Origin of the sequence: Photobacterium angustum, from assembly GCF_003026365.1 — a bacterium.
GTDB classification, from domain to species: Bacteria; Pseudomonadota; Gammaproteobacteria; order Enterobacterales; family Vibrionaceae; genus Photobacterium; species Photobacterium angustum.
The window spans coordinates 99,364-120,660 of sequence record NZ_PYOM01000001.1 but is presented as its reverse complement, the minus strand read 5'-3'; the positions used below and the strand labels follow the sequence as shown (position 1 = coordinate 120,660).

The 21,297-nt window shown below is 40.1% G+C and carries 17 protein-coding genes; 4 read left to right on the top strand and 13 right to left on the bottom strand.

The annotated features are described in order from the left end of the window. Nucleotides 1-16: 16 nt before the first annotated feature. Nucleotides 17-1,522 (bottom strand): lysine--tRNA ligase, encoded by a 1,506-nt coding sequence (gene lysS, locus CTN01_RS00645; RefSeq protein WP_045147990.1) that lies wholly within the window; start codon nt 1,520-1,522, stop codon nt 17-19. 278 nt (nt 1,523-1,800) lie between these two features. Between lysS and CTN01_RS00640 the strand changes: the two genes are divergently transcribed. The 3 genes from CTN01_RS00640 to cadA all read left to right on the top strand — a co-directional run bounded on the left by CTN01_RS00640 (nt 1,801) and on the right by cadA (nt 7,313). Beyond that, nucleotides 1,801-3,246, top strand: coding sequence for a winged helix-turn-helix domain-containing protein (locus CTN01_RS00640; RefSeq protein WP_045147989.1), 1,446 nt, complete (start codon nt 1,801-1,803; stop codon nt 3,244-3,246). Nucleotides 3,247-3,749: 503 nt separating this feature from the next. Beyond that, a complete protein-coding gene (gene cadB, locus CTN01_RS00635) occupies nt 3,750-5,081 on the top strand; it encodes a cadaverine/lysine antiporter (protein ID WP_045147987.1) in 1,332 nt (443 codons plus the stop codon). 99 nt (nt 5,082-5,180) lie between these two features. Beyond that, entirely contained in the window at nt 5,181-7,313 is a 2,133-nt protein-coding gene (gene cadA, locus CTN01_RS00630) for a lysine decarboxylase (protein WP_045147986.1), read from the top strand. 162 nt (nt 7,314-7,475) lie between these two features. Here the strand turns inward: cadA and pgpA are convergent, their stop codons facing one another. The 9 genes from pgpA to glyA all read right to left on the bottom strand — a co-directional run bounded on the left by pgpA (nt 7,476) and on the right by glyA (nt 15,158). Then, nucleotides 7,476-7,964 (bottom strand): phosphatidylglycerophosphatase A, encoded by a 489-nt coding sequence (pgpA, locus tag CTN01_RS00625; protein WP_005370084.1) that lies wholly within the window; start codon nt 7,962-7,964, stop codon nt 7,476-7,478. A 9-nt stretch (nt 7,965-7,973) separates the two neighbouring features. After that, the gene (gene thiL, locus CTN01_RS00620; protein ID WP_045147984.1) at nt 7,974-8,957 is read right to left on the bottom strand and encodes a thiamine-phosphate kinase; all 984 of its coding nucleotides are present in this window, start codon (nt 8,955-8,957) and stop codon (nt 7,974-7,976) included. Between the two features lie 132 nt (nt 8,958-9,089). Further along, on the bottom strand, nt 9,090-9,560 hold the full coding sequence (gene nusB, locus CTN01_RS00615) for a transcription antitermination factor NusB (protein ID WP_005370080.1): 471 nt from the start codon (nt 9,558-9,560) through the stop codon (nt 9,090-9,092). A 2-nt stretch (nt 9,561-9,562) separates the two neighbouring features. Beyond that, nucleotides 9,563-10,033, bottom strand: coding sequence for a 6,7-dimethyl-8-ribityllumazine synthase (gene ribH, locus CTN01_RS00610; RefSeq protein WP_006646664.1), 471 nt, complete (start codon nt 10,031-10,033; stop codon nt 9,563-9,565). Nucleotides 10,034-10,267: 234 nt separating this feature from the next. Next, nucleotides 10,268-11,371: a bifunctional 3,4-dihydroxy-2-butanone-4-phosphate synthase/GTP cyclohydrolase II gene (gene ribBA / locus CTN01_RS00605; protein WP_045147983.1), complete on the bottom strand. Its 1,104-nt coding sequence runs from the start codon at nt 11,369-11,371 to the stop codon at nt 10,268-10,270. A 51-nt stretch (nt 11,372-11,422) separates the two neighbouring features. Beyond that, nucleotides 11,423-12,079, bottom strand: a complete 657-nt coding sequence (locus CTN01_RS00600) for a riboflavin synthase (RefSeq protein ID WP_005370073.1) — start codon at nt 12,077-12,079, stop codon at nt 11,423-11,425. Nucleotides 12,080-12,108: 29 nt separating this feature from the next. Then, nucleotides 12,109-13,233, bottom strand: coding sequence for a bifunctional diaminohydroxyphosphoribosylaminopyrimidine deaminase/5-amino-6-(5-phosphoribosylamino)uracil reductase RibD (gene ribD, locus CTN01_RS00595; RefSeq protein WP_045147982.1), 1,125 nt, complete (start codon nt 13,231-13,233; stop codon nt 12,109-12,111). A 10-nt stretch (nt 13,234-13,243) separates the two neighbouring features. Further along, nucleotides 13,244-13,693 carry a transcriptional regulator NrdR gene (nrdR, locus tag CTN01_RS00590; protein ID WP_005370071.1) on the bottom strand — a complete coding sequence of 150 codons (450 nt, stop codon included), beginning with the start codon at nt 13,691-13,693 and terminating at the stop codon, nt 13,244-13,246. 214 nt (nt 13,694-13,907) lie between these two features. Further along, on the bottom strand, nt 13,908-15,158 hold the full coding sequence (gene glyA, locus CTN01_RS00585; RefSeq protein ID WP_045082821.1) for a serine hydroxymethyltransferase: 1,251 nt from the start codon (nt 15,156-15,158) through the stop codon (nt 13,908-13,910). A 393-nt stretch (nt 15,159-15,551) separates the two neighbouring features. Between glyA and CTN01_RS00580 the strand changes: the two genes are divergently transcribed. Beyond that, on the top strand, nt 15,552-16,166 hold the full coding sequence (locus CTN01_RS00580; RefSeq protein ID WP_045127339.1) for a YitT family protein: 615 nt from the start codon (nt 15,552-15,554) through the stop codon (nt 16,164-16,166). A 58-nt stretch (nt 16,167-16,224) separates the two neighbouring features. Here the strand turns inward: CTN01_RS00580 and glnB are convergent, their stop codons facing one another. The 3 genes from glnB to purL form a co-directional block, all read right to left on the bottom strand. Further along, complete coding sequence (gene glnB / locus CTN01_RS00575) at nt 16,225-16,563, bottom strand: nitrogen regulatory protein P-II (RefSeq protein WP_005370068.1); 339 nt, start codon at nt 16,561-16,563, stop codon at nt 16,225-16,227. Between the two features lie 100 nt (nt 16,564-16,663). After that, entirely contained in the window at nt 16,664-17,068 is a 405-nt protein-coding gene (locus CTN01_RS00570) for a hypothetical protein (protein WP_107188421.1), read from the bottom strand. Nucleotides 17,069-17,246: 178 nt separating this feature from the next. Continuing rightward, on the bottom strand, nt 17,247-21,164 hold the full coding sequence (purL, locus tag CTN01_RS00565; RefSeq protein WP_045147981.1) for a phosphoribosylformylglycinamidine synthase: 3,918 nt from the start codon (nt 21,162-21,164) through the stop codon (nt 17,247-17,249). Between the last annotated feature and the right edge of the window lie 133 nt (nt 21,165-21,297).

Sequence of the window (21,297 nt, the reverse complement as noted above, 5' to 3'; positions counted from 1 at the left end):
TTGCGCTAATTGTAAATTAGTTATTTGGTCGTAGGGATGGGAACAGAATCACATCACGAATAGTATGAGAATTAGTAAATAACATCACTAACCTATCAATACCAATACCTTGACCTGCTGTTGGCGGTAAGCCAAATTCTAAAGCACGAATATAATCTTCATCATATTGCATTGCTTCGTCATCACCCGCATCTTTCGCTGCCATCTGCGCTTTAAAACGGCTGTCTTGATCTTGAGCATCATTAAGTTCAGAAAAACCATTCGCCACTTCTCTGCCACCAACAAAGAACTCAAAGCGATCGGTAATAAATGGATCTTCATCACTTCGACGCGCTAAAGGTGAAATATCGGCGGGATAACCAGTTATGAATGTAGGTTGCAATAACTTAGGCTCTGCTGTCTCACCAAAGATTTCTTCAAGCAATTGACCGCATGTCCAGAATGACTCAACCTCAACGCCTACTTCAGTGGCAATATCAACCATCAACTCTTTATTTTTAATTTGTTCGTAGCTTAAATCTTGAATACGACGATTGTCAGGGTTGTAATACTGGATTGCTTCTAACATCGTCATCCGAGTATATGGACCAGAAAACTCGATGACATGCTCGCCATATGGCAAGGCCGTTGTGCCGCATAACTCTTTCGCAACAGAACTTAACAGATCCTCAGTAAAATCGATTAAATCGTTGTAATCAGCATATGCCATATAGAATTCCATCATAGTGAATTCAGGATTATGGCGTGGTGAAATACCTTCATTTCGGAAGTTTCGGTTAATTTCAAATACTCGCTCAAAACCACCGACAACAAGGCGTTTTAGATACAACTCAGGCGCAATACGAAGATACATATCAATATCTAACGCATTATGGTGAGTGATAAAAGGACGCGCAGACGCACCACCTGCTATCGGGTGCATCATCGGTGTTTCTACTTCCATGAATTGATGTTTAAGCATGAATTGACGAATCGCTGCAACGACTTTAGAACGCATAATCATTGTATTGCGAGATTCTTCATTAATGATCAAATCAACATAACGCTGGCGATAACGTTGTTCTTGATCTGTTAGACCATGAAATTTTTCAGGTAACGGACGTAACGCCTTTGTTTGTAATTCATATTCATCCATATTAACGTAAAGTTCACCACGATCAGAACGATGTACTTGTCCTTTAACACCTATAATGTCGCCAATATCTAAACCATGATATTTTTCTTTTAACTCTTCTTGTACTTGTTTATTTGCATATACTTGAATACGACCAGAAACATCTTGCAGCACCATAAAAGGGCCGCGCTTAGCCATAACTCTCCCCGCTACAGATGTTGTATAAGTATTACATATCAAATCGTCTTTTGATTTATTTTCAAAATCTTTAATTAATTCTTTAGCTAACTTTAGACGACGAAAGGTATTAGGGTGACCATTCGCTTTACTCTCTTTTCTTATATGCTCAAGCTTCGCTCTACGTTCAGCGATTAATCTATTTTCATCTACTTCATTATTATCCAACATAACATTTCCTTATCACTTAATTACATATAAGAAACACTCAACAATAAAATGCAACTTTACTTTTATTTTTGCCTTTACCATTTAATCTAAAATAAATATTCCAAAAATAAAAAACGTGATCTAAGACAAGAAATAAAGAAAGTGAATGTTTATTTAATTGCATTGAAAATGAAAAATGAAATTACATTTAATAACTCCGATTATTCATTCACTAATTGGATTAAAGTAAATAATATATGAATAATTTTATCTAAAATCTAAATCAAAGAAATTTAATTATGGCTTGGAGAAATTTCAAAATAAATGACTGTTTATTAATAACAACAGAAAATAGCCTGAAGAAATCAGGGAAAACATATATTCTTGAACCAAGAATTACGAAGCTTTTATCTTTTTTGGCTCAAAATCAAGGGATTGTATTTACGCGAGATGAGTTAATTGATGAGGTTTGGGATGGTGCTGTTGTTAGCGATCAAGTTGTCACTCAATCCATTTTTGAATTAAGAAAAATTTTAAAAAAGTTAGATGAAGATCATTGGATTATTACTATTCCCAAACGAGGCTATAAGTTAGACGCTGATGTACAACAAATCTACATTGACCCTAATACTGGCTTCAAATTAGAAGAGTTTCATTCATCTAACGAACATACTAATGACAATAGTAATCTCGGAACCGCATTTCCAGCGGGGCCGATGACACGTGCATTTAGCAAACCAGATAACGATATTCCACCAGCCTCAGTAAGCAATAAAATCAGCAACTTAATGCTTAACCATTGGCTTTTTGATGTGGGAATCTTATCTATGTTAGTGCTTACCCTTGTCTTCGCCAGTTGGGCAAACAATAATAATGCACCGATCAAAGACTTAAAAAACCCACGGCAAATAAATATAGAAATAACCTCTTCATCTAATCAGCTATATTCCATAGCAAAAATGATAGAAAGTACGCTATTTAGTTACACTGACTACACCAGTAGCTTACATCCAAATTCAGAAGCAGGAAAAACCCTGTCATTATACATTAGCGATAATAATCAGTTACATATAGACCTTTATAACAATATCTCTCATCGTTCTGATTTTAAAAAAAGCCTGCTTTTACAAAGTGATAAACTCTACACATCCCTCAATCAATTACTGAATGAACTTATTCAAACCTTGACCCATGATCATCAAGTAACCGTTACTAATGCACCTGTAATTACAGACTCAACCCTGCTTTATAAATACCTCTCATTACCAGACCTCATTGATGATGAAGGGCAAGTAAATAAAAGCTACCTTACTGATATAAATAAACTTATATTAAAATCACCAAAAAACAGTTATTTACTCGCAAAACGATACATTGGCTACGCAATTATTCTTACACTAGATAACAAAGAAACATCAATGCCAAACTTGATGAATTATGCACGTGATTTAGTGAAAAATATTTCTCTACAAAATTCCTTGTTATCACTACCGAGTCAAACACTCAATGCACTTGCTTTGAATCAGCTCTATCAAGGTAATATAGATTTATCACAACACTACTTATCGCTATCAAGGCAACAATCAAAACAGAGCTCTGCCCTTTATTATATTCTCCAGGGCAAAATTTTGGATATTAAAAATCAACATAAACAAGCAAATGAAAACTATAGTATTGCTAAATATTTAGCACCATCCTATGAAACGGAAGTCCTTTGTAAAAACTTAGTGTTCCATTCTATTTAACCTTAATTTCAATTTAAATAAACATTAAAAGTTGCTGGTTCATATCAGCAACTTTTTTCTTTCTATCTAATAATCATTAAAAACATAATTAATCAAAATATAAGAATAAAAATGGTAAACGATGTTTTCAATGTATCAATCATATTATTGTTGATACTAGAAAAGAGTATTGGTTTTTAAGTCTAGTGATACGAAAATTTTAATTTATATCGATAACAATAGAGGTTTATTAAATGTAATGAACAACATTATAAATAAATTATTTTTTCACACTTAAATAAAACATCAATCTTTCAGTAACTTGTGGTTATTCACATATAAAAAAAGATAAATATATCATGTTTCAATTCTTGACTAGAAAATGATTAAAAACTTAAAAAAAACTCCTGTAATTTAAAAATCAATTCCTCTTACTCAGATTAAGAAGAAGTGTTTTTGTTTATATCTTGAAATAAAACATATTTGAGTATTCTCAAATATCACGACATTTTGGAGATTGTTACATGTCGTCTGATACATCTAAAAAAATAGGTTTAATAGCCTGTACTGGTGTTGTAGCTGGTAACATGATGGGAAGTGGTATTGCACTACTTCCTTCAACACTAGCAAAGGTAGGTTCCATTTCTATCTTTAGTTGGATTATCTGCTTAATTGGTGCTCTGTCATTGGCATTTTTTTATGCACGTCTAGCAACTAGCAACCCTCAAGAAGGTGGCCCAATTGCCTATGCTGGTGAGGTGTCTCCTGCTTTTGGTTTCCAAACAGGTGTTCTTTACTACCACGCAAACTGGATTGGTAATCTCGCCATTGCGATTACAGGGGTATCTTACCTTTCTGTTTTCTTCCCCATTTTAAACAATACGATCCCAGCAGCGATTGCTACGATTGCATCGGTTTGGATTTTCACTGTAATTAACTTACTTGGTGGTTCTTGGGTAAGCCGCTTATGTACATTAGGTCTTGTTCTAATCCTCATTCCAATTGTTGGTACAGCTGTCATTGGCTGGGGTCATTTCGACTCTGCGATGTACATGCAAAACTGGAACACATCTCATGGCTCTAATTCACACGCAATTGTAAGTGCAGTACTGATCACTCTTTGGTCATTCGTAGGTGTTGAATCAGCAGCAGTATCATCGGGGATGGTAAAAAATCCGAAGAAAACAGTTCCACTTGCAACACTGTTAGGTACTGTCATTGCGGGTGTTATTTACATCCTTTCTACTCAAGTTATCGCTGGTATGTTCCCAGCTTCTGAAGTTGCAGCATCAGGTGCACCATTTGCACTTGCAACAACAGCAATCTTTGGTAAATGGAGTGCTCCATTTGTTGCAGCCTTTACTGCTTTAGCATGCTTTACATCATTAGGTTCATGGATGATGTTAGTTGGTGAGGCGGGTAAACGTGCAGCTAATGATGGTAACTTCCCAGCAGTATTTGGCGAAACAGATAAAAATGGTGTGGCGAAGAAAGGTCTTGTTTTAGCTTCAGTTATGATGACTATCTTAATGATCGCTATTACGGTGTTCAGCTCAAGTGACAGCCACGCTTCTAATTTATTCGATATCTTAACATCAGATGCTGTATTGCTAACAATGCTGCCTTACTTCTACTCTGCAGTGAACTTAATCCGTTACGAAGGTATGACAACCCGTAATGTATTTGTGATGTTGTTCTCTGGTGTAGCTTGTATCTTCTGCTTCATCGCACTGATTGGTGCCGACCCATCAGCATTAGCAGCAACCTTCGTGGTCTCTCTCGCTATCTTTATTTTCTATGCTCGCAAGCTTGGCTTCCGTCAGCACTTACAACTAGAGCAACAGCAAAAAGCGTAATCTCGCTCTGTTACTCACTTTTTAAATTAATTTAAGGCGCATCAATACATCACCCATATGGGCATGATGCGCCCTCTCTCACTTTGGAGAAATTCAAAAATGAATACGATTGCAATATTAAATAACCTGGGCGTTTTCTTTAAAAAATATCCTGTACAAGAACTAGAACAATCACTGGCGGCTTTAGGTTACAAGACAGTCTACCCTGTTGATGAAAAGGATTTACTGAAGTTACTGGAAATGAACCCACGTATAAGTGGCGTTATCTTCGATTGGGATACCTATTCTCTAGATCTGTGCCAGCAAATTAATAAAGTGAATGAGAAGTTACCGCTATTCGCTTTTGCCAATGAGCACTCTACTCTCGATATTAGTCTTGCCGACCTTCGTTTAAATATCTATTTCTTCGAATACAGCCTTGGTAGCGCAAAAGATATTGCACACAAGATTGATCAAGCGAACCAAGACTACAAAGACAGTATTCTTCCACCGCTAACAAAAGCATTATTTAACTATGTTGATGAGGCAAAATACACGTTCTGTACTCCAGGTCATATGTCAGGTACTGCATTTAACAAGAGTCCTGTGGGAAGTATTTTCTATGACTTCTATGGTGCAAATACATTCAAAGCAGACATTTCGATTTCGATGCCAGAACTTGGTTCACTATTAGATCACTCAGGTCCTCATAAAGAAGCAGAAGAGTACATTGCGCGTACATTCAATGCTGATCGTTCATACATTGTTACTAACGGTACTTCTACCGCGAACAAAATTGTAGGTATGTTCTCAGCACCAGCAGGCAGCACAGTACTTGTTGACCGTAACTGTCATAAATCATTAACTCATATGATGATGATGACCGATGTGGTTCCAATTTACTTCCGCCCAACACGTAACGCTTACGGTATTTTAGGTGGCATTCCTAAGAGTGAATTTAGCCATGAAGTGATTGCCGAAAAAGTAGCAAATACGCCAGGAGCAACAAAACCAGGTTATGCGGTAGTGACTAACTCGACTTACGATGGTTTGTTCTACAATACTCAATTTATCAAAGAATCACTGGATACTAAGTTTATCCACTTTGATAGTGCTTGGGTGCCTTACACTAACTTTAACCCTATTTACGAAGGTAAGTGCGGTATGAGTGGTGAAGCTATCCCGGGGAAAGTGTTCTATGAAACTCAGTCAACACACAAACTACTGGCTGCATTCTCACAAGCTTCAATGATCCATGTTAAAGGTCAACTTGAAGAAGAATCTTTCAACGAAGCATTCATGATGCACACCTCAACATCACCACAATACGGTATTGTGGCGTCGGCTGAGATTTCTGCTGCAATGATGCATGGCAACGCTGGTCGTCGTTTAATTCAAGATTCAATCGATCGTGCAATTCGTTTCCGTAAAGAGATTAAAAAGCTACGTTCTGAATGTGATGGTTGGTTCTTTGATGTATGGCAACCAGAGAACATTGAAACAACAGAATGTTGGAACCTAAAACCTGATGAAAAATGGCATGGTTTCAAGAACATCGATGAAGATCATATGTTCCTTGATCCAATCAAAATCACGTTGTTGACACCAGGAATGAACGAAGAAGGCGAACTATCTGAAACAGGTATTCCGGCTTCTATTGTGGCTAAGTACCTTGACCAACACGGTATCGTTGTTGAAAAAACAGGTCCATACAGCCTATTATTCTTGTTCTCAATTGGTATTGATAAACCAAAAGCAATGCAACTTCTTCGTGCATTGACTGAGTTTAAACGTGGCTACGATCGTAACATGACTATCAAGTCATTCTTACCATCTCTATACCAAGAAGATCCTCAGTTCTACGCTAATATGCGAGTACAAGATCTTGCGCAAGGTATTCACGATCTCACCGTGAAATTCCAATTGCCAGAACTGATGTACAAAGCATTTGATGTATTACCAGAAATGAAGATGACACCGCATGATGCATGGCAACAAGAGTTACGTGGTGAAGTTCGCGAAATTCCACTATCCGAAATGGTAAATGAAATCAGTGCCAATATGATCCTACCTTATCCACCAGGTGTACCTGTTGTACTTCCGGGTGAAATGGTAACGGAACAATCTCGTCCTGTGCTAGATTTCCTTGAAATGCTATGTGAAATTGGTAATCACTTCCCTGGCTTTGAAACAGATATCCACGGTGTTTACAATGTTGATGGTATTTACAAAGTGAAAGTGATCAAACAATAAGATCATACCTTAAAAGCAGTAAAGGCATGTTCATTTAGAACATGCCTTTTTATTTTTTAGAACAATATTAGGGAGCAAAATAATTAAGCGATATCCATTTACAAAATAAAACAGCCCCAAAGGGCTGCTCTTAGAAAATATTAATACGCAAGAAGTCAGTTATTAAAAACCAAGCCAGTAACCAACACCCCATAGCGCAATCATTGCCATAAAACCGGCAAGAATATCGTCAACCATAATGCCAAAGCCACCTTCAACATGTTTATCTAGCCAGCTAATTGGCCATGGTTTTACCATGTCGAAGAAACGGAATAAAATAAAGCCTGTTAATACCCACTGCCAAGTAGCTTCTGGGGCGATGGCCATTGTGATCCAGAAACCAACAAATTCATCCCACACAATACTGCCATGATCATGTACCTGCATATCGTTCGAGGTAATAGTACAAATTTTTATACCTATCAACGCAGCAATAAACACGACAACTAAATACCAACTAAAAGGTAACTGTGCTAACAGTAAATAGAGTGGAACAGCAGCTAATGTTCCCATCGTGCCTGGCACATACTTCGCTAAACCACTACCGAACCCTGTTGCTAATAAATGCCAAGGGTTACTCATTTTCAATAAATCTTTAGGATTTGTAGACACACTGATACCTTACTTATGTGAACTCACAAAATGATCCCACCCTGACACTTGCCAATCAATAGGTTCACCTTGTTGTAATAAAACAATACCACTAGATTGAGTTAACTGACCAATACGAGACACTTGAATACCTTTTGCCATCATTAAAGATTCAATCTCAATACATTGATGCTTCGGTACAGTAAAACACAATTGATATTCTTCACCGCTGCTTAATGCCAATTGCTGTGCTTGCTCTTGTGTCGAACAAAAGGCGATTAACTCAGAAGATAAAGGGAGCTGCTCGATATAAATTTCAGCTCCAACACCTGAACGTTTAACTATATGGCCGAGATCAGCAATTAAACCATCGGAAATATCTAACGCAGCAGATGCGATGCCACGCAATGCAATCCCAGCATCTACCTGCGGTGTCATCATAAAATGACGTTCTTTTAAGGCATGAGACAGAACAAGATCATGACACGATGTATCTGCTAATAATAACGCTAAACCTGCTGCGCTATCACCTAATTGACCGGTAACATATATTGCATCACCGACCTTTGCTCCATTACGTGTCAATGCTTGCCCGTTAGGAACAAACCCTTGAACCGTTAAAGTAATACTGAGAGGACCTTTAGTTGTATCCCCACCAATAAGTTGAACATTATACTGCTCAGCTAATTGGAAGAAACCCTCACAAAACTGATTTAGCCAATGCTCATTAAACGTCGGTAATGTTAACGCCAAAGAAACCCAAGCAGGCGTTGCGCCCATTGCTGCTAAATCACTTAAATTTGAGGCTAATGCTTTATGTGCGACTAACTTAGGATCAGCATCTTCCAGAAAATGCGTGCCTGCAACTAACGAATCAGTACTGATCGCCAATTGACACCCTTCAGGAACACGAACTAATGCGCAATCATCCCCAATAGCAAGATCAACATCTTCTCGCTTAACATTCTGGTGTTCAAAATACCGCCCAATTAAATCAAATTCACCTTGTGCCATAACCGTTCAACTCATCCATTATTAGCCACCATTATAATGCGCTTACCTTTACGATTGCTTCATATCAATACAATAGATAAAAAAAAAGCCAGCTAGGCTGACTTCTTTTATCTACTTTCGTTACTTCGAAAATTACTTTTCTTTACGAAGTGTTGGTGCAGCTTTATCAAGTACACCATTAACGAACTTGTGGCTATCTTCCGCACCGAATAGCTTAGCTAATTCGATTGCTTCGTTGATAACAACTTTAAATGGTACGTCTTCACGCTTAACCATTTCGTACATTGCAAGACGAAGTAGCGCAAGTTCCATCTGATCAAGATCCTGAAGCGGACGAGATAAGTATGGACGCATCTTGCTATCAAGTTCTTGGTGGCTTAGTACTACGCCTGTGAACAGATCACGGAAGTAGCTAACATCAGTATGTGGTGCAGCAAGAACTGGCGCATCAGCTTGATGTTCTTCTTCTTCAAACTTATCGCCAGAAAGAAAATGTTGCTCAATATCAGCAACATTACCTTTCGTAAGTTGCCAAGAGTAAATAGCTTGTACAGCAAACTGACGTGCATTACGACGTGCGGCTGGTTTCACAGTAACCCCCATTATTAGGATTCGATTTGGGACAGGACATTAACCATTTCGAGCGCGCTTAGTGCAGCCTCTGCCCCTTTATTACCAGCCTTGGTACCGGCACGCTCAATGGCTTGTTCAATAGAATCTACAGTCAAAACACCAAAAGCAACTGGAGTATTATACTCAAGTGCAATTTGTGCTAGACCTTTATTACACTCACCGGCAACATAATCGAAGTGCGGTGTACCGCCACGAATAACTGAGCCTAGAGCAACGATTGCATCATAACGGTCGCTTTTAGCAACCTGTTGAGCAACAAGTGGTAGCTCGTAAGCACCTGGACAACGAACAACAGTAATGTTGTCTTCGCTAACCTGTCCTTGACGTTTCAGCGCATCTAATGCACCTGAAAGTAAGCTTTCGTTAATAAAGCTGTTGAAGCGTGCAATTACGATAGCAACTTTTGCGTTTGGTGCCGCGATGGCGCCTTCAATTACCTTCATGGGCCTTCCTGTGACTATGTCTTTCCGGTTTGAGAAACCGCGGGAGTCTATCACACTTTGCAATATCTCTGCTATGGACAACCGTCGGTTTCAACAGATTTGTTAATATTTATTGCTTATCTGTCCTTGATTCGACCAATAAACAGTATTGAAAGCGGCAGTTAAAAATAATAATTGTCTTTCGCTGCCGCAGATATCAGTTATTTTATCACTAGCGTCTAACATTTGGTGAATTTAATCACAAATATACTCTACGACTTCTAAGCCAAAACCTGATAGTGAATGATAACGTTGCGTACTTGATGACAATAAACGCATTTTACTAACGCCTAAATCAGAAAGAATTTGTGAGCCGACACCAACTTGGCGAGACGGATCTTTCTGTGTCACTTTCACCTTAGGTTGACCTGCTTCTTCCGCAGCAATATTTCTCACTTTATGAATAATGGCATCGGTTGATTCTTGTTTACTTAGAATAACCAGTACACCATTTTCTTCGCTAATGCGCTTCATTGCTGCAGGTAACGTCCATTGAGTCGCACCTGATTGCAGAATATCTTTAAACGTATCTTGCAAGTGAACACGTACAAGCGTTTCTTCACCCGCTTTGATATCGCCTTTACGCAGTGCATAGTGCACTTCGTTATCAATCTTGTCACGGTAAGTGATCATGTCGAACTCACCGAACTCTGTTGGTAATCGACATTCAGCAACACGCTCAATCGTGGTTTCGTGATTATTACGGTATTCAATCAGATCAGCAATTGTACCTAATTTAAGGCCGTGTTTTTCCGCAAACACTTCAAGCTGTGGGCGACGTGCCATCGTGCCATCTTCATTTAAGATCTCAACAATCACACTTGATGGCTCAAGGCCAGCCAAACGCGCAACATCACAACCAGCTTCAGTGTGACCTGCACGTGTTAAGACGCCACCTTCTTGAGCCATTAATGGGAAGATATGACCAGGCATAACAATATCAGCTGCAGTCGCATTGGCTGCAACGGCGGCTTGTACTGTGCAAGAACGATCTGCAGCTGAAATACCTGTAGTTACCCCTTCAGCCGCTTCAATAGAAACAGTAAAAGGTGTACCAAACTGTTCGGTATTTTCTTGAACCATTAAAGGCAAGTTTAATTTTTGACAACGGGCTTTGCTCAGTGTCAAACAAATCAGACCACGACCATAAGTCGCCATAAAATTAATAGCTTCAGGTGTGATTTTTTCAGATGCAATAATCAGATCGCCTTCATTTTCACGATCTTCATCATCCATCAGAATAACCATTTTGCCCTGACGAATATCATCAATAATTTCTTTTGCGCTGCTTAAAGCCATAACACTACCCTTAATTCTTATGTACCTTAGCTGACTAGCTAATCATCATATTTAGCCAAGAAAACCCGTTCTCGCTAATAAATCCATTGTGACTTGCGGTTTTTTATCTGCAGCTTTATCACCCAACATTAAACGCTCTAAATAGCGGGCAATCACATCCACTTCAAGATTTATCATTCGGCCTGGTTTGAATGTATCCATTGTTGTTTCTAGTGCTGTATGTGGAACAATGGTTAACTTAAATTCATCACCATTTATTTCATTCACCGTTAAGCTAATACCATCAACCGCAACTGAGCCTTTTTCTGAGATATATTTCGCTAAATGTGCGGGTACTTTTACCCAAAACTCAATAGCACGCCCCGTATGGTGACGTTCAATGATCTCAGCAACAGCATCAACATGACCTGACACCATATGGCCGCCAAAACGCGTTGTTGGTAACATCGCTTTTTCTAAGTTGACGACCTGACCAGCTTGATAATGAGCAAAAGCAGTACGTTTTAAGGTTTCTAATGACAGATCAGCAACATAGCCTTTACCTGTCAATTTAACCACAGTTAAGCACACACCATTTGTCGCAATACTGTCACCCAACTTAACATCAGACAGATCAAGATTGCCTGAGTCGACAGTGACAGAAATATCAGCACCTTTAGGTGTTAAAGCGGTAATCGTTCCAATTGCTTCAATGATACCGGTGAACATGGAAAATCCTTGTTTCTTTATTCTATTAATTAACAGCGTTTAACGGTGGCTGTAATTTTCACATCACAATCAACCATACGTATATCTGTAATATTCAGATCGATAACTTGATCCATCGCGGTTAATGGCGATAAGTTCATTAAACTGCGACTATCTGCTCCCATTAACTTTGGGGCCTGATATAAAATCAAACAATCAACTAATTGTGCTTCAAGTAACCCACCCGCAAGCCCAGCGCCAGCTTCAACCCAAATATGGTTTATGCCATTTTCTGCTAACTTGCGCATGAGTAATGTGAGATCGAGTTGTTGGCTATTTTCTCGGGTAGGAATGAGCCACTGAGACACAGAGTCAGGCCAATCTTCATTCCCCATTTCTGCGCGTGCCAAAATCGTTTCTCCCGGAAGGTGAAATAACTGATATGCCGGGGTTAATCGGTTTTGGCTGTCAATGATAACGCGAATAGGTTGACGAACATCTGCTTGTGGATATTCATCTTGAATCTGTGTACCCAACTCACTCCAACGTACATTCAGCGATGGATCATCAGCGATAACAGTGGCACTGGTTGATAATATTGCACCAGCTTGTGCACGATGACGTTGAACATCAGCGCGAGCATAAGGCCCAGTGATCCACTTACTATCACCGTTAGCTAACGCTGTTTTACCATCAAGACTTGATGCCAGTTTTAATTCAACATATGGCATCTTGGTTGTCATTTGTTTAATGAACGCTTTATTAATGGCTTGAGCCTCTTCTTTAAGAAGCCCTACTTGTACATCTACACCCGCTTTTTGCAACATTTCAACGCCACGTCCAGCCACCAGCGGATTAGGATCAACCATGGCGCAAATAACTCTAGTTACGCCTGATTTAATTAATGCTTCAGCGCAAGGCGGCGTGCGCCCGTAATGAGAGCAAGGCTCTAAGGTAACATAGGCTGTTGCACCTTTCGCGCGCGCACCTGCTTGCTTTAATGCAAACACCTCCGCATGGGGTTCACCCGCACGATAATGAAAGCCTTCACCAAGAATTTCATCGCCATTAGCAATAACACAACCCAAATTCGGGTTTGGTGCTGTTGTAAAATAACCACGTTTAGCTAACTGAATAGCGCGTAGCATCAATCGTGTATCAAGGTTAGTAAACATTACACTCAGCTTAACGTTCTAGTTTGGCTATTTCTTCACCAAACTCACGAATATCTTCAAAACTACGGTAAACCGACGCAAAGCGAATATAGGCGACTTTATCGAGCTCTTTTAATGCTTCCATCACTAAGTTACCGATCATCTCTGAAGGCACTTCTCGCTCTCCAGTTGCACGAAGACGAGATTTAATATTATTAATCGCACGCTCGATGTCATCTGTACTCACTGGACGTTTTTCTAATGCGCGCTGAATACCACCACGAAGTTTTTCTTCATTAAATGGATCGCGATTGCCATTGGTTTTTACCACACGAGGCATTACTAATTCGGCCGTTTCAAAGGTCGTATAACGTTCATTACAAGCTAAACATTGGCGGCGCCGGCGCACTTGGTGGCCATCTGCAACCAATCGTGAATCGATTACTTTGGTGTCATTCGCACCGCAAAAAGGACAATGCATTTAGCCTCCTACATTTAATCGGTTCAGTGTAACTCATTTCAAACCGTTAATGAGAATATTCGCCCTTTTTTTCTACTCATTTTGGTTAAAAAGCCACGAATAGTTGTTTTATTGTTCGCTCAGAAAAAGCGCTAAATATTAAAAAAGGCTTACCTAATGGTAAGCCTTTATCATCATAACCCGACAGTTATGTTATTTAATGCATTTTAATAGATTAAGCGTAAACAGGTAGACGCTTACAAATATCTAAAACTTTTGCTTTTGTTGCTGCAATAACTTCTTCGTTATCAACATTGTCTAAGACATCACACATCCAACCTGCAAGTTGACGCGCATCATCAGCAGTAAAGCCACGACGAGTAATAGACGGAGTACCGATACGAATACCTGATGTTACAAATGGGCTACGTGGGTCATTTGGTACACTGTTTTTGTTAACTGTGATGTTTGCTGCACCTAGTGCTGCATCAGCTTCTTTACCAGTGATACCTTTGTCGATCAAATCAACAAGGAATAAGTGGTTTTCAGTGCTACCAGAAACAATCTTGTAACCACGCTCTAGGAATTCACCTACCATTACTTTTGCGTTTTCAACAACACGCGCTTGGTAATCTTTAAACTCTGGCTCCATTGCTTCTTTGAATGCTACTGCTTTTGCCGCAATAACATGCATTAGAGGGCCACCTTGACCACCAGGGAATACTGCAGAGTTCAACTTCTTATAAAGATCTTCACCTTCATTAGAAAGGATAAGACCACCACGAGGACCTGCTAGTGTTTTGTGCGTTGTTGTTGTAACAACATGTGCATGTGGCACTGGGTTAGGATAAACACCCGCCGCAATTAGACCCGCAACGTGCGCCATATCAACAAAGAAGTACGCGCCAACTTTGTCTGCGATTTCACGCATGCGTTTCCAATCAACAATTTGAGAGTAAGCAGAAAAACCACCGATGATCATCTTTGGTTTGTGCTCAAGCGCTAAAGCTTCAACTTCAGCGTAATCAATTTGACCGCTTTCATCGATACCGTATGGGATCACGTTGTAAAGCTTACCAGAGAAGTTTACAGGTGAACCGTGAGTTAAGTGACCGCCGTGCGCAAGACTCATACCTAATACGGTATCGCCAGCATTCAGAAGTGCCATGTAAACAGCATTGTTCGCTTGTGAGCCTGAGTGAGGCTGAACGTTCGCGTATTCTGCACCAAATAGCTGACAAGCACGGTCGATAGCCAGTTGCTCCGCTTTATCAACAAACTCACAACCACCGTAATAACGCTTGCCTGGGTAACCTTCAGCATATTTATTAGTTAGCTGAGATCCTTGCGCTTCCATTACGCGTGGGCTTGTGTAGTTTTCAGAAGCAATCAACTCGATGTGTTCTTCCTGACGAGCTGTTTCTTCCTGAATGGCTGCAAATAGTTCCGCATCATAATCAGCAATATTCATATCGCGCTTTAGCATCTGTATCTCCTAACTCAGCTAAGTTAAATACCATTTTGAGCAAAAACTGAAAAATCGCAATGCTAGGCGCCACGTAGACGCAAACGTTTTCGTCTTGCTTATTAATTATCGCCTATCTTACATAAATTGATCTAAATCAGGTAGTCCTAATTGTTCTTTTTCTTAATGATTAACACGGTTTATTTTCAATAGAGCATGAATCATTTTCATCTTAATAAACGACTCAGGGACAAAGATTAAAACAAATATAGATAGCAAGTATTTTTACAATAAAATTATTTACAACAGTGTAAAGAATATATTACAGAACGAAAAGGTGCTTTTTACCCGTAAACTTTTATAAATTCTTATTCCCTCTTACTATGGCTCTATTCTTTACAAGGAGTTGATCCATTGAGTCGAATTAAACATCCTGTTCATGAAAATATGATCGCTATTTTAACGGGGACATTTATTGTTGCTCAGGGCATATTTTTTCTACAGCAAAGCCAGTTATTAACGGGAGGCACTACAGGACTCGCGTTATTACTCACCCATTTTGTTGATATCTCTTTTGGTAAGCTGTATTTCTTAATGAACTGCCCGTTTTATTTAATGGCGTGGTTTAGAATGGGCAAATCTTTTGCAATTAGCAGTGTCTTGTCTGGCGCATTAGTCTCAATTATGGTGGATAACCTACACCATGTATTGGCTATCAGTTGGCTAAATCCAATCTACTGCGCAGTGATTGGTGGCTTATTGATGGGACTTGGCATGTTGATATTATTCCGTCATCACACCAGCCTTGGTGGATTTAATGTTTTGGTTTTATTCCTTCAAGATAAGTTTGGGATTTCAGCAGGAAAAATCCAAATGTCGATTGATATCTCTATCTTAGTTGCATCCTTTTTCTTTGTTAGTCCAACCACTTTATTACTATCAATTCTTGGAGCCATTACCCTAAATATTGTTCTGGCAATGAACTACAAACCAGGGCGATATAACCCTGTCGTTCCTGATGTGAATTAGCAATAAAAAGGGGGCATTACAGTTAATGTAATGCCCCCTTTTTGCATTCTTATACCAACTAAATCGCGTCTTCGTCTTCTTCTCCAGTACGAATGCGCACTACACGTTCGATATCAAACATGAAGATTTTACCATCGCCAATCTTACCTGTTTGTGCTGTTTCAACAATCGTATCAATACATTGTTCTGCTACTTCATCAGCGACAACAATTTCAATTTTCACTTTAGGTAAAAAATCGACCATGTATTCTGCGCCACGGTATAATTCAGTATGACCTTTTTGACGTCCAAACCCTTTCACTTCAGACACTGTCATGCCAGTAATACCTACTTCCGCTAATGCCTCACGAACGTCATCAAGCTTAAACGGCTTGATAATAGCTTCAATTTTTTTCATTCTCATCATCCTTTACTGAGCAGAAGTAATATTTTTACTTACAAGCAATTGATTTAATTGCTCTCATTATCGCAGATCCTACAGCCAAATTTAAATTTATTTAAACTTCATGCAGTAAGTTTCGATCCATCCTACGCAATAATAAAAAAACTGAATACACTAAAACCACACTATTTAGCCCTAAGATCATCTGATTACGATAAATACTAGGAACAAGTTCGGGGACTATCGGAATAATACTGATTTTAATGAACATCGTAGCAGCAGGTATGTAAAAGTACAGAGGAAGAAATCCCCATTTTTGACCTTTTAGCAAACCAATAATTGCCAACACACCTGAAAATAAGACAAGTAAAGCGATAATATTTGGCACTATTACTATTTGAGAGGTACTAAAAAATTGGTCAAATCGATCGATTTGACGAAAAATACTCAACGCAACTAGCACTGCCAATATTTTGGATGCAATACATAAACGCAAAGTTCTGGGAATACCTTTCCCCATATATAATCCTTTATCGCAATAAAAATTCCATTACATCTTATTTCCCAATTATAACCGTCTATTTTCAATTTTTAATGTGATTATTATCAATTAAAGGGTTGAAAAGGTGATTTTCATACAAGAAGAATAAAAAACCGCCACAAGTGGCGGTTTTTTGATTTTTCAACGCTGTTCTTTATTAACCTAGATTAACACGCGCATTTCTAAACATACGCATCCATGGGCTATTTTCACTCCAGTCATCTGGGTGCCATGAGTTTGCAACTGTTCTAAACACACGCTCAGGATGCGGCATCATGATGGTTACACGGCCATCCGTTGTCGTCACACTGGTAATACCGTTTGGTGAACCATTCGGGTTAGCAGGGTACTGTTCTGTTAGCTTGCCGTAGTTATCAATGTATCGTAGTGCAACTATATCGGCTTGCTCTAATGCAGCAAGATGATCAGCATTACGCACTTCAACACGACCTTCACCATGAGAAACGGCAATTGGCATGTGAGATCCTGCCATTTCGTTAAAGAATAACGATGGGCTTTGTTGAACCTCAACCAAACTAAAGCGAGCTTCAAAACGCTCAGATTCATTGCGTACGAAACGTGGCCATAAATCTGCGCCTGGAATTAAGTCACGAAGGTTAGACATCATCTGACAACCGTTACAAACACCTAATGCCAACGTATCATTACGGTTAAAGAAAGCTTCAAATTGATCTCGTGCAATATTGTTAAATAATACTGACTTCGCCCAACCCTCACCCGCACCTAATACATCACCGTAAGAGAAACCACCACAAGCAACCAAACCATTAAAACCATCTAGCTTAGCATTGCCAGATAAGATATCACTCATGTGAACATCTTTAGCTTCAAAGCCTGCACGATCAAAGGCTGCTGCCATTTCAACATGAGAGTTTACCCCTTGTTCACGCAAAATAGCCATTTGTGGCTTAGCGCCAAGATTAATCGCAGGGGCAATAAATGGCGCGGCGACGTCTTCATTTATGTCAAACGTTAGCTTTACATTTAACCCCGGATCTTGAACATCTTTCTTGGCTTCAAATTCTTGCAATGCGCCCGCTGGGTTATCACGCATGGCCTGCATTTGGTAGGTTGTTTCAGCCCATACAGCACGAATATCTGTTCGATTTTGCTCAAGCACTAAGTCATTGCCATTCCAAATACGAACAACATCTTCTTCAACCACAGTACCTAAAATATGGCTACATGCTTCAAGACCGTTTGCTGCAAGTACCGACTGAACTAAATCAAGATCATCTGTACGTACTTGAATAACCGCACCTAACTCTTCGTTAAATAGCGAGGCTAATACATCATCAACTGCATCTTCGCTGCCAGTATTAATATCAACTTCAATACCCGTGTGACCTGCAAATGCCATTTCCGCTAGCGTTACGTATAAGCCACCATCACCACGGTCGTGGTAAGCAAGTAGCTTTTCATCACGTACCAGTGATTGCATCGCGTAGAAGAAACCTTTTAATAGCTCAGGACTATCTACATCAGCAGGCTTATCACCTAATTGCTTGTAAACCTGTGCTAGTGCTGTTGCACCTAAACGGTTTTGACCACAACCTAAATCCACCAATAACAGACTAGTTTCGCCTTTATCAGTACGTAGTTGAGGTGTCACGGTTTTGCGTACATCTTCAACGCGACCAAATGCAGTAATGACTAAAGAAAGTGGCGATGTTACTTCCTTCTCTTCGCCACCTTGTTGCCATTTTGTCTTCATTGACATTGAGTCTTTACCGACAGGAATGGTCAGACCCAATGCCGGACAAAGCTCTTCACCCACCGCTTTTACTGCTTCATATAAGCCAGCATCTTCGCCAGGGTGACCTGCTGGTGACATCCAGTTAGCCGAAAGATTGATACGTTTCATATCACCAATATCGCTACACGCAATATTAGTAACAGCTTCACCAACAGCTAAGCGTGCTGATGCGCCAAAATCGAGTAATGCAACAGGTGTACGTTCACCCATCGACATCGCTTCACCATGATAGGTATCGTAACTAGCAGCAGTAACTGCACAGTTAGCAACAGGTACTTGCCATGGACCTACCATTTGATCGCGTGCAACCAAGCCGGTAACTGTGCGATCGCCAATTGTAATAAGGAAGGTTTTTTCAGCCACAGCAGGCAGACGAAGAATACGCTGCGTCGCTTCAACTAAGTCAATACCACTTCGATCAATCGCTTGGCCTTCTACTTTTTGTGACTTCACATCACGGTGCATTTTCGGCGCTTTGCCCAATAGAATATCCATTGGCATATCAATTGGCGTATCGTCGAAATGGCTATCTTCTAAGGTTAAATGACGCTCTTCTGTCGCTTCACCCACAACGGCATACGGCGCACGTTCACGCTTACAAATCGCATCGAAAACCGCCATATGTTCTGGTGCAACGGCCATAACATAACGCTCTTGAGATTCGTTACACCAAATCTCAAGCGGGCTCATACCCGGCTCATCGTTAGGAACATCACGAAGTTGGAATTTACCACCACGCTCGCCATCATCAACCAACTCAGGTAACGCGTTTGAAATACCACCCGCACCCACATCGTGAATAAACGCAATTGGGTTCGCATCACCCATCTGCCAACAACGATCAATTACTTCCTGACAGCGACGTTCCATTTCTGGGTTTTCACGCTGTACAGAAGCAAAATCTAGATCTTCTGCCGATTGACCTGATGCCATTGATGAAGCTGCACCACCGCCAAGACCGATATTCATTGCAGGGCCGCCAAGAACAATTAACTTCGCGCCCACTGGAATTTCTTTTTTCTGTACGTGATCAGCACGGATATTACCCATACCGCCAGCGATCATAATTGGCTTGTGGTAACCACGAACTTCTTCACCGGCATGCGACGTCACTTTTTCTTCGTAAGTACGGAAGTAACCCAATAGGTTTGGACGTCCAAATTCATTATTAAATGCCGCGCCACCTAATGGGCCTTCAAGCATAATATCAAGCGCTGTAACTATGCGATCTGGTTTACCAAAATCAGTTTCCCAAGGCTGTTCAAACCCCGGAACTTTAAGGTTAGATACAGTAAAACCAACTAAACCTGCTTTAGGTTTACCGCCAATACCGGTTGCACCTTCATCACGAATTTCACCGCCCGAACCTGTTGATGCGCCCGGCCACGGGGAAATAGCAGTTGGGTGGTTATGCGTTTCTACCTTCATTAAAATATGGGTATCTTCATGGTGGTAGTTATATTGACGAGATTCAGGATCGGGGAAGAATCGCCCTACTTTTGAGCCTTCCATTACTGCAGCATTGTCTTTATATGCCGACAATACGTGTTCATGGTTTTGCTCATAGGTATTTTTGATCATCTTGAACAATGATTTGTCTTGAGCAACACCATCAATTGTCCAATCTGCATTAAAGATTTTATGACGACAGTGCTCTGAGTTCGCCTGAGCAAACATCATCAACTCAATGTCATTTGGATTTCGACCTAGTTTGGTGAAGTTCTCAACTAAGTAGTCAATTTCATCTTCAGCTAAAGCAAGCCCTAACGTAAGGTTGGCTTGCTCTAATGCCTGGCGACCACCTGCAAGGATATCAACGCTTTTTACCGGTGCTGGCTCTGCTTGTTTAAATAAAGCAGCCGCGGCTTCAAAATCACCAACAACTACTTCCATCATGCGATCGTGGATTAACGCTTTGACTTGCGCTAATTGTGATGCTGATAGCTCGCTAGTTGATTCAATATAGTATGCAGTACCACGTTCAAGGCGTTTAATTGATTTTAAGCCACAATTACGGGCAATATCGGTCGATTTTGATGACCAAGGAGAAATTGTCCCAGGACGAGGGGTAACAAGTAGCAAGGTGCCACAAGGCTCGTGCTCTGCAATCGTTGGACCGTAAGTTAAAAGACTCGCTAGTTTGCTATGCTCATCAGCAGTAAGGGCAGCAGATACATCAGCAAAGTGCATAAACTCAGCATAAATACCTGACACAGGCAGATCGAATTCGCGGCAACGCTCAAGTAGCTTATTAACGCGAAACTCAGACAGTGCGGGTGAACCACGCAAAATTTCCATGTGCAAACGTCTCTCGATTAGCGGTTAAAGAAAAGTAATATTGGCCTAATTCCCAAAAACTGGGGTAATTACGTCAATGTCACCTCTGACTTATCCCTGTTTATTAACTCAAAAGATGAATAATCGATTTCGC